Genomic DNA, 11,998 nt, shown 5'->3' on the forward strand with positions numbered 1-11,998 from the left:
GTTATTATAGAAACGAGCCGTTTCGTTCAAGTCTTTTCTTCCGGTGAGATAGCGGCCATATTGGCGCCATGACCCAGCCAGCCCAATCCGACACCGAAGACACTCCAGATGGCGCCCGCCGCTCCATTGGCGCCAGGCGCAATCCGGCCAGCCAGGAGGCGATCCTCGACGCCGCGGAAGCAATCCTGCGCGAAGACGGCATTGCCGGGTTTTCCATCGAGGCGGTGGCGCGGCGGGCCCGCGCCGGCAAGCCAACGATTTATCGCTGGTGGCCCAACCGGGCGGCGCTTCTCCTCGACGTCTACAAGCGGTTCAAGAACCAGCGGCCCTTTCCCGATACGGGAACGCTGCGCGGGGACCTCGTCGCGTTTCTCGACAACCAGCTGCTGGGCTTCTGGAAAGATAGTCTCTGCGGTACGGTCTATCGCTCGATCATTGCCGAGGCGCAGGTCGATGCCGGAGCGGCAGCGGCTCTTGCGGCCTATCATCTCGAGCGCCAGGCATATGCCGGGCGGATCATCGAGCGGGCCAAGGCGCGGGGAGAGATCGATGAGACCGTGAACAGCGCGCTGGCCATCGATCTCGTTGTTTCCTTCGCCTGGCATCAATTGCTGATCGGGCGCGTGGAGGTAGCGATGGGGGAGATAGAGGCGGTGGTGGATATCGTGCTCGCCGGGCTGGCGGGATACCACAAGCAGAACTGAAACGGCCCCGGTGGTGACCGGGGCCGCATTGATCTTACTGGGCGGCGGCTTCCGCTTCTTCGGCCGCAGGGGCCGCAGCGTCCTGGGCTTCCATCGCGGCAGCGAGGGCTGGATCGGTGATGTTGATCTCGACGCCGCTCATCAGCTCTTCGACCTTGTTGTTGAACGTGGTCATCAGCACCTGCTGCTGGACCTGCGGAGCAACCTGTTCAAAGGTCGGCGGCTGTGACTGGCGCTTCTCGGCCAGCTTGATGATGTGCCAGCCGAACTGGGACTGGACGGGTGCCGAAACCTGGCCTGGCTCGGTGAGGGCGAAAGCGGCTTCTTCAAACTGCAGGACCATCATGCCCTTGCCGAAAAAGCCGAGTTCGCCGCCATTGGCGCCGCTGCCGGGATCGATCGACTTTTCCTTGGCGATGGCAGCGAAGTCGCCACCGGCATCCAGTTCGGCCTTGATCGCGTTGGCTTCTTCCTCGGTCGGCACGAGGATGTGGGCAGCGCTGATCTCTTCGGTCGGCGTAAACTGGGCGACGAAGGCGTCATAGTCGGCGCGTACGGCTTCTTCGGTCACGGCGCCGGCAATGGCTTCAGCGAAATAGGCACGGCGCAGGGCGCGCTCCTCAAGATAGTTGAGGCGCTGGGCGAACAGCGGCGTCTGGTCCATGCCAGCATCCTTGGCGGCGCCGGCCATCACCTTCATGTCGATGAGAACGCGCAGCAGGAAGGGGCGGCGCTCTTCGGGGGGCATCTGGGCGAGGTCCTGGGCCAGATCTTCGGCAGCAAAGCTGAGATCGGCCTCGGTGATGGTCTCGTCGCCGATGGTGGCAATGACGGTTTCGGGCGTGACTGCAGCGGCCTCAGCTGCCGGTGCAGCGGCGTCCTGGGCAAAGCTGGCGACAGCAGGCGCCGACACGAGCAGGGCAGCAAGGCTGATGGTGCGGACCAGGCGCAGCGAAAAATTCTTCATGGGGTCCAGGAACTCCTTGGCCGGTTTCAAGGGCTGAAACCGGCGTGTTCGGTTCAGGTAGCACAGGCTACCTCATTGTTGGCCTGCCTTCACACGACAGATAGGCCAAATTGTGCCCTCGCCCGCCGCTTCAGCAAACTGTGCTGGCCGACAAATAATACAGGCGCGCAAGGTGTCGCCGATTTGGGCAACATTGACAAGATACGACCCCACTCTTACATCTCACCCGCTTTTCCAAAGCGTGGACAGAGCAGCGCGTTACGCGCGCCTTGCGCCCACGGATCAATTCACAAGGGGAGCCGAACGGGCTCTCCGACGTTGTGACGGGGCGGGATGGGCCGGCCGAGCGCCCGCAGACGCCGGCCGCCTCATGCCGCTCCGCTGCCTAGAACAAAGGACCAGACGAATGGCACTTGCTGCGCTTGCCCGAAAGATTTTCGGGTCACCGTCCGACCGACAGGTCAAGCGGTATCAGGGCAGGGTGGCCGCCATCAATGCGCTGGAACCAGAACTGGCAAAGCTCTCCGACGAGCAATTGCGGGCCCGGACCGACGAATTCAAGGGGCAGCTCGCCCAGGGCACCAAGCTCGAAGACCTGATCGTGCCGGCTTTCGCCACAGTGCGCGAGGCCAGCAAGCGCGTGCTTGGTATGCGCCATTTCGACGTGCAGCTGATCGGCGGCATGGTGCTCAACGATCGTGCCATCGCCGAGATGCGCACCGGTGAAGGCAAGACGCTGGTGGCAACGCTCGCCGTCTACCTCAATGCGCTGACCGGCGACGGCGTGCATGTGGTGACGGTGAACGACTACCTCGCCCGCCGCGACGCCGGCTGGATGGGCCAGATCTATGCCTTCCTCGGTATGAAGACCGGCATCATTGTGCACGGGATCACCGATCAGGAACGTCGCGACGCTTATGCTGCCGACATTACTTACGGCACCAACAACGAATTCGGCTTCGACTACCTGCGCGACAACATGAAGTATACGCGCGCCCAGATGGTGCAGCGTGGCCATGCCTTCGCCATCGTCGACGAAGTGGACTCGATCCTCATCGACGAGGCGCGCACGCCGCTGATCATCTCCGGTCCGTCCGAAGACCGCTCCGACCTCTATATCAAGGTCGACAACCTGATGCCGCTGATCGGCGAAGGTGACTTCGAGCTCGACGAAAAGCTGCGCGCTGCGACCTATACTGACCAGGGCATCGAAAAGCTCGAGGCGGCGCTGGCCGAGGCCGGGCTGCTCAAGGGCGAGTCGCTCTATGACGTGGAAAACGTGGCGCTCGTGCACCACGCAAACTCGGCCCTGCGCGCGCACAAGCTGTTCCGCAAGGACAAGGACTATATCGTCCGCAACGACGAAGTCGTCATCATCGACGAGTTCTCGGGCCGCATGATGCCGGGCCGCCGCTATTCGGAAGGCCTGCACCAGGCGCTGGAAGCCAAGGAAGGCGCCAAGATCCAGCCCGAGAACCAGACCCTGGCCTCGATCACCTTCCAGAACTATTTCCGCCTCTACAAGAAGCTGGCCGGCATGACCGGTACGGCACTGACCGAGGCCGAGGAATTCGGCGACATCTACAATCTCGGCGTGGTCACCATCCCGACGAACCTGCCGGTGCAGCGTATCGACGAAGATGACGCGATCTATCGTACCGCCGAGGAAAAGTTCGACGCCATCGCCGATCTGATCAAGGAATGCCAGGATCGCGGCCAGCCCGTGCTGGTTGGTACTACCTCGATCGAAAAGAGCGAGATGCTCGCCGATCTTCTGCGCAAGAAGAACGTCGGCAAGATGAACGTGCTCAATGCGCGTCACCACGAGCAGGAAGCCTTTATCGTCGCCGACGCAGGCCTGCCGGGCGCCATCACCATCGCCACCAACATGGCTGGCCGCGGTACCGACATCCAGCTCGGTGGTAACCTCGAAATGCGCATCGAGCGCGAGGCCGCCAATCTCGAAGGCGCAGACCGCGACGCCAAGATCGCCGAGATCAAGGCCACTATCGCCGATGAAAAGAAGAAGGCGCTGGCCGCAGGTGGCCTGATGGTCATCGGTACCGAGCGCCATGAAAGCCGCCGCATCGACAACCAGCTGCGCGGTCGTTCGGGTCGCCAGGGTGACCCCGGCCATTCCAAGTTCTACCTGTCGCTGCAGGATGATCTGATGCGCATCTTCCCGGTGGACAGCATGGATTCCATGCTGGGCAAGCTGGGCCTTGAGCAGGGCGAAAGCATCACCCATCCGTGGGTCACCAAGGCGATCGAACGCGCCCAGGGCAAGGTCGAGGCGCGTAACTTCGACATCCGCAAGAACATCCTCAAATACGACGATGTGATGAACGATCAGCGCAAGGTGATCTTCGAACAGCGTCTTGAATTCATGGATGCCGAGGACGTCAGCGAGACGACGGCCGAGATGCGCCATGACGTTGTCGCCAACATCATCGCCAAGGCCATTCCGCCGCGCTCCTATCCGGAGCAGTGGAACAGCGAGCAGTTGCAGGCCGCTGCCAAGACCTATCTCAATGTCGACGCTCCGGTCATCGAATGGGCCCAGGAAGAGGGCATCGACGCCGAAGAGGTGGAGAACCGCCTGCGCCTTGCCGCCGATGCGATCATCACCGCCAAGGAAGAAAAATACTCGGCCAATGTGATGCGCCAGGTCGAGAAGTCGATCCTGTTGCAGTCGATCGACGGGTTGTGGCGCGAGCATCTGGTCATGCTCGACCACCTCTCGAAGGTCGTGGGTTGGCGCGGTATCGCCCAGCGCGATCCGCTGAACGAATACAAGCAGGAAGCCTATGAACTGTTCCAGGCGCTGCTGACCAATCTGCGCGAGCTGGTGACCACCCAGATGGCGCACATCGAGCTGCAGGTTCGCCAGCCCGAGCCCCCGCCGGCACCGGACTTTACCCGCATGGCCCAGACCCATATCGACCCCACCACGGGCGAGAACGATGCGGGTCGCGGTGATGGTGCCAGCGCGGCCCTCGGGGCGACTGGTGGCGATCCATCGCTGCCCCCGCTCAACCCCCAGCTGCTCGCCGGCCTGTCGCGCAATGCGCCATGCCCTTGCGGCTCGGGCAAGAAGGTCAAGCACTGCCACGGCGCCTTCGTCTGAGGCGCGTTGTGAATTGAGAAAAAGCCCCGGAGTGATCCGGGGCTTTTTTGTATTTTGGGGTGCGGAGGTGGTTGCGATGGTTCGGCTCAAGCGCATCCCTCTCCCTTGTGGGGGAGGGAGGTGAATGAGCCGAGAGTTTGGCGGCTGAGGTTCTACGGTGTCGTGGTGGGTCCGGGACCATTGTGCGCCGTCATAGCCCGCCTGTCCGGGCAATCCAGTTCGCTTCGCTATGGACCACCCGAACAAGTCGGGTGGTGACGAAGGACCGCTGAGGCCGGAAACTTCGTCAGCCTGGCGAAGGCGCTTGGCATCAACCCCTATTCCGGCAGGGCGAACTCCAACAGCAAATTGCGCTGCCAGTCGTTGAAATTACTGTCCGAGCCGATGAGGATGCGGGTCTCGCCATTGGGGGCGGCGTGCACCATCAGCGATTCCATGTTGTCGATCTCGGTGCCTTCGGCCGAGAGCAGCAGTTCACCGGCCATGAGATTGCCGGGGCGAACCTCCGCGGCCGGCACGCGGCGCAAATTCATGACAAAGCTGAAAAGCGCCACACCGCGTTCGAGCACCAGGAGATCGCCGTTGGGCAGGAAGGCGCAATCGGTCGGGTTGACGATCGGGCTATTGGTATAGCCGATCGGGCCCTTGTCGTTGACGCCCAGCAGCCAGCCGCGATGATTGCCATCATCGTCGAGCGCTTCCTCGGTGATCAGCAAGGTGGAGCCAGCAATAGGGGAAGCGGGGGGCGCGATGCAGATCGATTCGAGCGATTCATTGGTGCGCAGGTCGGTCAGCCAGTCGGGAATGGAAACTTCCCGTGCGGCGCCGCCCGGGCGGCCATCTGTGATGGTGAAATCGGCGACGCGGGTCAGGTTTTCGTAGCTGACGCGCACGGCTACCGCGACGCCGTCGCGCCAGACAGTGTCCATGCCTTCGGCATCACGCGCATATTGGCGGGGCAGGGGCGCGCCCGCAGAATTCTGGATGGGCTCGATGGTGACGCCGATAAATCCGAAGAGGCGATTCGCCTCGTCATAGGCGAGCCGCCCGGAGATGAACTGGCCGCGATCGGTGACAAAGGTGGTGCGCTGGTCGTCGCCAGTGGGGGTGACGCTGGAGAGCCCGCCAAAGGTGTCGTCATGGCTCTGCAAGGTCAGCCCGCCGCGGAAGATGAGGCCCTGGACAGGCTCGTCGAGCCCGACGCCCTTGAAGCGGGTGACCTGTGCCGCGGTGACCGTGGCGTCCACCGCCCCGGCGGGAAACGCCAGGGCGCTGAAGAGGATCGCGAGGGCAGCCGCCCGTCTCATCGACGGCCGCGACGCCGCGTCTGGGATGGCAGTTCCTCGTCGAACAGGGCGGCCAGCTCGTCGGTGAGCGCACCGGCCAGTTCCTCGGCGTCGAGCAGGGTCACGGCGCGGCGGTAATAGCGCGTCACGTCGTGGCCGATACCGACCGCAACCAGCTGGATGGGCGAGCGGGTTTCGATGTCCTCGATCACCTGGCGGAGATGGGCCTCGAGGTAATTGCCGGCATTGACCGACTGCGTCGAGTCGTCGACCGGGGCGCCGTCGGAGATGACCATCATGATGCGACGCTGCTCGGGGCGGGCCATGAGGCGCTTGCGCGCCCATTCGAGGGCCTCGCCGTCGATGTTCTCCTTGAGGAGACCTTCGCGCATCATCAGGCCGAGATTGCGCCTTGCATGGCGCCAGGGCTCGTCAGCGGCCTTATAGATGATGTGGCGCACGTCGTTGACGCGGCCCGGATGGGGCGGGCGACCGGCTTCGAGCCAGGCTTCACGCGATTTGCCGCCCTTCCAGGCGCGGGTGGTAAAGCCCAGGATCTCTACCTTGACGCCGCAACGCTCGAGCGTGCGGGCGAGGATATCGCCGCAGATGGCGGCAATGGTGATCGGACGGCCGCGCATGGAGCCGGAATTATCGATCAGAAGCGTCACCACGGTGTCGCGGAAATCGGTGTCGTTCTCGACCTTAAAGCTCAGGGCCTGCATCGGGTCGGTGACGACGCGGGTCAGGCGGGCGGTGTCGAGGAGACCTTCTTCGAGGTCGAACTGCCAGGACCGGTTCTGTTTGGCCATGAGGCGGCGCTGCAGCTTGTTGGCAAGGCGCGCCACGGCGCCAGCGAGATTTTCAAGCTGCTTGTCGAGCAGGGCCCGGAGCTGGTCGAGCTCGTCCGGCGGGCAGAGCTCGCCTGCCTTGACGATCTCGTCGAACTTGGTGGTGAACACCTTGTAGTTGAACTGATTGGAGAGGCGCTCGCCGCCATCCTTGGCGGGCGGGGGCATGGGCGCGTCTTCGCCGGCGTCTGCCTCGGCATCGTCGTCGACATCGGCCATGTCGGCTTCCATGCCTTCGACGTCGCCGGTCTCTTCGCTCTCGCCGGACTGCTGGTCGTCCTGGCTGTCGTCCTGCTCGCTCTCGCCTTCGCCTTGCTCGGGAGACTGGTCGGAGCCCTGCGCCTGTTCGGGCTGGCTGTCGTCGGCGCTCTCCTCATCAGAGGCGTCGGGATCGTCCATCTCGCTTTCGGCGATGAGGTTGAGATCGCGCAGCACGAGGCGGGCGGCCTTGGAGAAGGCTTCCTGGTCTTCATAGGTGCCGAGAAGTGCATCGATGGAGGTTGCAGCCTTGGCTTCGATCTCGCCGCGCCAGAGGTCGACCAGCGAGTGGCCCGACGGCGGCACCGGGACGCCGGCGAGCTTTTCACGCAGCATCAGGCCGAGAGCTTCGGCCAGCGGGGCATCGCCCTTATCGCTGACTTCGGCAAAATTGGAACGGAACAGCCGGTCCTCGAGCATTTCGGCGATGTTCCCCGACATGCCGGGCATGCGCACGATGCCAAGGGATTCGACGCGGGCCTGTTCGAGCGCATCGAAGGCGGCGCGGGCCTGCGGGTCGAGCGGGCTGCGCTTGCGATGAGTATCGGGGTCGTGGCTGGCGAGCCGCATGGCCATGGCGTCGCCCTGGCCGCGGGCGATGGCGATGTCGCGGCGGGTGGGCAGGCGCGGCAGATTGGCCAGACGCGCCTTGTCCGAGGTCAGGAGCGGCCGGTCAGCGGTGAAGCTGACCTCAAGTTCCGGCTTGGCGCCGATCGCGCGCACCGTCGCACCCATGGCTGATTTGAACAGCTGGGTCTGGTCGGGTTTGTTCGGCTTGCTGCGAGGGGGCGTGGCCATGTCGTCTCGTCCAAAATGCCCCTTGCTCCATCCCTCTGCCCAAAGGGGCGAGGGGGCGCTTGGGAGTTGGAGCGGCCACCGCGATCCCCTCTCCCCGCCGGGGAGAAGGTGGCCCGCAGGGCCGGATGAGGGGCCTCCCGAGGGCTCGGGAGGAGTTTGCTTAAGCCGTCACTGCCAGATTGGCGGAGCTTTCCGGCAGGTCTTCGCCGAAGACGCGCTGGTAAAACTCAGCCACGACCGGGCGCTCGAGCTCGTCACACTTGTTGAGGAAGGTGAGACGGAGGGAGAAGCCGATATCGCCGCCGAAGATCTGGGCGTTTTCGGCCCAGGTGATCACGGTACGCGGGCTCATCACGGTCGAAAGATCGCCATTGATGAAGGCCGAACGGGTGAGATCGGCGAGACGGACCATGTTGGACACGGTCTTCTTGCCCTTCTCGGTCTCGCCATAGGCCTTGTTCTTGGCCAGGACGATGCCGACTTCCTTGTCGTGCGGCAGGTAGTTGAGCGTGGTGACAAGGCTCCAGCGGTCCATCTGACCCTGGTTGATCTGCTGGGTGCCGTGATAGAGGCCCGAGGTGTCGCCCAGACCAATGGTATTGGTGGTCGAGAACAGGCGGAACGCCGGGTGGGGCACGATCACGCGGTTCTGGTCGAGCAGGGTGAGGCGGCCCGACTGCTCGAGCACGCGCTGGATCACGAACATCACGTCCGGACGGCCGGCGTCATATTCGTCAAAGACGAGCGCGATATTGTTCTGCACGGCCCAAGGCAGGATGCCATCACGGAATTCGGTGATCTGCTTGCCGTCCTTGAGGACGATCGCGTCCTTGCCGACGAGATCGATACGGCTGACGTGGCTGTCGAGGTTGACGCGGACCAGCGGCCAGTTGAGGCGCGCAGCGACCTGTTCCACGTGGGTGGACTTGCCGGTGCCGTGGTAGCCCTGGACCATGACGCGGCGGTTGTAGGCAAAGCCGGCCAGGATCGCGAGCGTGGTGTTGCGATCAAACAGGTAATCCGGATCCACGGGCGGCACGTGATCGGTGCGCTCCTTGTAGCCTTTGATCACCATGTCGGTATCGATGCCGAATAGGTCTCTCGCCTTGTATTCGGTGTCGGGAAGATTGGTGAATTCGGTCATAGCAAGGGCTCGTGGATGAATGAATTTTCCGGTGGGAGACGCTTGGCGCCGGGGGCTCTATAGCAGTATTGCCGCCCCTTCGGTAGCCAGTCTGTCACGGCTGCGTCATCTGACGACGAAGCCCATTTTCTTGAGGTGGCTGTAAGCGGCGATGACGCTGCGCAGGCGCTCTTCGGAGGAGGAGTCGCCGCCGTTGACGTCTGGGTGGTGCTTCTTGACCAGGTCCTTGTACGCCGTCTTGATCTCGTCGGACTTGGCATGCTTGGAAAAACCAAGGGTTTCGAGGGCGCGCCGGTCAAGTTCGCTCAGCGGTTTGACGCGTTCCGTAGCCGGACGCTTGGACTGCTGGTAGCGATAGCGGGCAAAGACACCAAAAGGGTCGCCGTATTTGTCGCCGGGTGCGGCGCTGGCCGTGCGACCTGCGGCCTTTGCGGCAGTGGGGTTGCCGGTGGCAAAGCTCGAGCGTGACTCGGCCTTGGGGGGCGTGTGCAGCGCTTCGTCGAGCTCGTCCGGGCTCATGCCGGCGAAATAGTTGAACGACTGGTTATAGTGGCGAACGTGCTCGAGGCAGAAATTATGATACTGCCCATCCGAGCGCTTGCCCTTGGGCGCCTTGTATTCGCCGGCCTGCTCGCAGCCTTCCCAATCACAGACGATCTCGATCTCTGCGGGCTTTTCTTCCCGGCGGGGACGGATGCGGATGTTATCGAAGAGCTTGGATTGCAATTTTATAGCGCCTAGTTAGTGCACAAAGCCAATACGGAGCCGGACCCATGTCCATGAGGGACACGATTATAGCCAAGCTTACCGAACGATTTGCACCCCTCCACCTCGAAGTGATCGATGAATCCAACAAGCACTTCGGTCATGCCGGTTGGCGGGAGGGGGGGGAAACCCATTTTCGTGTCAGAATCGCGACCCGCGACTTTGACGGTTTGAGCCGCATTGCGCAACATCGGGCCGTCAATGACACGCTGGCAGAGGAACTCAAAACCCGGGTTCATGCCCTCAATATCGAAGTTCTGGCGGCCGAGTGAGGTCGCCTGACACGGTGGGCACCATTGCCGAGAACGGAAATGGTGCCGCAGGGACTGTGTTCCCTAGCCTCGCATCTCATCCAAAAAGGCCGAAACCGCGGCGGGGTCGACGCCTTTTTCGATGAAGGCCTGGCCGATGCCGCGGGTGAGGATGAAGGTCAGCGCGCCGCGCGAGACTTTCTTGTCCTGCGCAATGGCAGCCATCAGGGTCTCGGTGGAGCCCAGTTGTCCGGGGATATCAGCCAATGTGGTGGGCAGGCCCGCCCGCTGCAAGTGGGCGGTGACGCGACCGACGTCCTGACCGGGAGCGATGCCGAGCTTGGTGGAGAAACGATGCGCCAGCACCATGCCGATCGAGACACCCTCGCCATGGAGCAGGCGGTCTGAATAGCCGGTGTCCTTTTCCAGCGCATGGCCAAAGGTGTGCCCGAGGTTGAGCAGCGCCCGGACGCCGATTTCCTTTTCATCCTCAATGACGACGCGGGCCTTGTGGGCGCAGCAGCGGGCAATCGCCTCTCCGCGGGCCGGGCCGCCTTCAAAAATCTCGGAGAGATTGGCGTCGAGCCAGTCGAAGAAGTCGGGATCGTCGATCAGCCCGTATTTGGCGACTTCCGCATAGCCTGCGGCGAACTGGCGCGCGGGCAGGGTGTCGAGGGTCGACAGGTCGGCCAGCACCAGCTTGGGCTGGTGGAAGGCGCCGACGAGGTTCTTGCCATGGGGCGAATTGATGCCGGTCTTGCCGCCGACGGAGCTGTCGACCTGGGCCAGCAGCGAAGTCGGCATCTGGACAAAGTCCATGCCGCGCCGGGTGATGGAGGCCGCAAAGCCGGCCAGGTCGCCAATGACACCGCCGCCGAGCGCGATGACCAGGTCATTGCGCTCCAGCCGGGCTGCCAGCAGGCCTTCCACGACCGTCTGCAGATGCTCCCAGCTCTTGGTGCTTTCGCCATTGGGCAGGGTTATGGTGCTGTGGGTGAGCCCGGCTGCGTCGAGGCTGGCGACGAGGCGCGGCAATTGTGCCTTGGCCACTTCGGTGTCGGTGACAATGCCGAAGCGTCGGCCGGGGAATTTTTCTTTCAGAATCTCGCCGGCGTCATCGAGCAGGTGGGGGCCGATGAGGATGTCATAGGCGCGATCGCCCAGGGCGACGTGAACCGTGTGATCGATTTGAGCCATGGGCGTGTCTTTCAGCGCAGATAAGCCAGAACGGCGGAGATGATGTCGGCAGCAACGGCGTCCTGCGGCACGTCGCGGCTGAGCACGGTGACATCGGCCTCGGCATAGATGGGATAGCGTTCCTCGACCAGTTTCTCGAGCGTCTGGCGGGGATTTGCGGTCTTGAGCAGCGGGCGGTTGGAGCGACGCGACACGCGCTCGAACAGGATATCGACGTCGGCCTTGAGCCAGACGGATACGGCGTGTTCCTTGACCATGGTCCGGGTCTCGGCATTGACGAAGGCGCCGCCACCGGTGGCGAGGACCAGGTCGGTTTCCTTGAGCAGGCGCGAGATGACGCGCGTCTCGCCGGCGCGGAATTCGGGCTCGCCCCGCTGGGCGAAAATCTCGGGGATGGTCATCTGTGCGGCTTTTTCGATCTCCTCGTCGCTGTCGAGGAATCGCCGGCCCAGCCGCGCCGCGAGGCGTCGGCCCACCGTGGTCTTGCCCGCACCCATCATGCCTACGAGGATCAGCGGCTTGCCATTAAGGCGCTCGATCAGGGTTTTGGCGCGGTTCGACCGTCCGGCACTGTCCGACTTGTTCAACGCTTGCGCCCTCCGATCATCAGTTCGGTATCAACCGGTCCGGGCCCCGACTGTCAAGAAGGT

At 63.3% G+C, this 11,998-nt stretch carries 10 protein-coding genes; 3 read left to right on the forward strand and 7 right to left on the reverse strand.

The window, feature by feature from the left end; genetic code table 11:
- The first annotated feature begins 68 nt into the window (after nucleotides 1–68).
- Nucleotides 69–704 carry a TetR/AcrR family transcriptional regulator gene (locus tag NYQ88_RS02605; RefSeq protein WP_275653438.1) on the forward strand — a complete coding sequence of 212 codons (636 nt, stop codon included), beginning with the start codon at nucleotides 69–71 and terminating at the stop codon, nucleotides 702–704.
- Nucleotides 705–738: 34 nt separating this feature from the next.
- Here NYQ88_RS02605 and NYQ88_RS02610 read toward each other — a convergent pair whose 3' ends face one another.
- The gene (locus NYQ88_RS02610) at nucleotides 739–1,671 is read right to left on the reverse strand and encodes a peptidylprolyl isomerase (RefSeq protein ID WP_275653439.1); all 933 of its coding nucleotides are present in this window, start codon (nucleotides 1,669–1,671) and stop codon (nucleotides 739–741) included.
- A 406-nt stretch (nucleotides 1,672–2,077) separates the two neighbouring features.
- Between NYQ88_RS02610 and secA the strand changes: the two genes are divergently transcribed.
- Nucleotides 2,078–4,798, forward strand: a complete 2,721-nt coding sequence (secA, locus tag NYQ88_RS02615; protein ID WP_275653440.1) for a preprotein translocase subunit SecA — start codon at nucleotides 2,078–2,080, stop codon at nucleotides 4,796–4,798.
- Nucleotides 4,799–5,115: 317 nt separating this feature from the next.
- Here secA and NYQ88_RS02620 read toward each other — a convergent pair whose 3' ends face one another.
- The 4 genes from NYQ88_RS02620 to NYQ88_RS02635 form a co-directional block, all read right to left on the reverse strand.
- The gene (locus tag NYQ88_RS02620) at nucleotides 5,116–6,105 is read right to left on the reverse strand and encodes an esterase-like activity of phytase family protein (RefSeq protein WP_275653441.1); all 990 of its coding nucleotides are present in this window, start codon (nucleotides 6,103–6,105) and stop codon (nucleotides 5,116–5,118) included.
- Nucleotides 6,102–7,991 (reverse strand): cobaltochelatase subunit CobT, encoded by a 1,890-nt coding sequence (gene cobT / locus NYQ88_RS02625; RefSeq protein WP_275653442.1) that lies wholly within the window; start codon nucleotides 7,989–7,991, stop codon nucleotides 6,102–6,104. The genes NYQ88_RS02620 and cobT overlap by 4 nt, the downstream gene beginning before the upstream one ends.
- Before the next feature lie 160 nt (nucleotides 7,992–8,151).
- Nucleotides 8,152–9,135 (reverse strand): cobaltochelatase subunit CobS, encoded by a 984-nt coding sequence (gene cobS, locus NYQ88_RS02630; protein WP_275653443.1) that lies wholly within the window; start codon nucleotides 9,133–9,135, stop codon nucleotides 8,152–8,154.
- Nucleotides 9,136–9,240: 105 nt separating this feature from the next.
- Complete coding sequence (locus NYQ88_RS02635) at nucleotides 9,241–9,861, reverse strand: DnaJ domain-containing protein (RefSeq protein ID WP_275653444.1); 621 nt, start codon at nucleotides 9,859–9,861, stop codon at nucleotides 9,241–9,243.
- Nucleotides 9,862–9,914: 53 nt separating this feature from the next.
- On the opposite strand from NYQ88_RS02635, the gene NYQ88_RS02640 reads away from it, so the two are divergent.
- Nucleotides 9,915–10,172, forward strand: a complete 258-nt coding sequence (locus NYQ88_RS02640; RefSeq protein ID WP_345774606.1) for a BolA family protein — start codon at nucleotides 9,915–9,917, stop codon at nucleotides 10,170–10,172.
- 63 nt (nucleotides 10,173–10,235) lie between these two features.
- Here NYQ88_RS02640 and aroB read toward each other — a convergent pair whose 3' ends face one another.
- The gene (gene aroB / locus NYQ88_RS02645) at nucleotides 10,236–11,348 is read right to left on the reverse strand and encodes a 3-dehydroquinate synthase (RefSeq protein WP_275653446.1); all 1,113 of its coding nucleotides are present in this window, start codon (nucleotides 11,346–11,348) and stop codon (nucleotides 10,236–10,238) included.
- Between the two features lie 11 nt (nucleotides 11,349–11,359).
- The gene (locus NYQ88_RS02650) at nucleotides 11,360–11,935 is read right to left on the reverse strand and encodes a shikimate kinase (RefSeq protein ID WP_275653447.1); all 576 of its coding nucleotides are present in this window, start codon (nucleotides 11,933–11,935) and stop codon (nucleotides 11,360–11,362) included.
- Between the last annotated feature and the right edge of the window lie 63 nt (nucleotides 11,936–11,998).

Source organism: Devosia sp. SD17-2, from assembly GCF_029201565.1.
Taxonomy (GTDB): domain Bacteria; phylum Pseudomonadota; class Alphaproteobacteria; order Rhizobiales; family Devosiaceae; genus Devosia.

Bases quoted from the DNA above. Each gene is read 5' to 3' on its own strand.
- NYQ88_RS02605 (WP_275653438.1), top strand. From the start codon at position 69: ATGACCCAGCCAGCCCAATCCGACACCGAAGACACTCCAGATGGCGCC.
- NYQ88_RS02610 (WP_275653439.1), bottom strand. From the start codon at position 1,671: ATGAAGAATTTTTCGCTGCGCCTGGTCCGCACCATCAGCCTTGCTGCC.
- secA (WP_275653440.1), top strand. From the start codon at position 2,078: ATGGCACTTGCTGCGCTTGCCCGAAAGATTTTCGGGTCACCGTCCGAC.
- NYQ88_RS02620 (WP_275653441.1), bottom strand. From the start codon at position 6,105: ATGAGACGGGCGGCTGCCCTCGCGATCCTCTTCAGCGCCCTGGCGTTT.
- cobT (WP_275653442.1), bottom strand. From the start codon at position 7,991: ATGGCCACGCCCCCTCGCAGCAAGCCGAACAAACCCGACCAGACCCAG.
- cobS (WP_275653443.1), bottom strand. From the start codon at position 9,135: ATGACCGAATTCACCAATCTTCCCGACACCGAATACAAGGCGAGAGAC.
- NYQ88_RS02640 (WP_345774606.1), top strand. From the start codon at position 9,915: ATGAGGGACACGATTATAGCCAAGCTTACCGAACGATTTGCACCCCTC.
- aroB (WP_275653446.1), bottom strand. From the start codon at position 11,348: ATGGCTCAAATCGATCACACGGTTCACGTCGCCCTGGGCGATCGCGCC.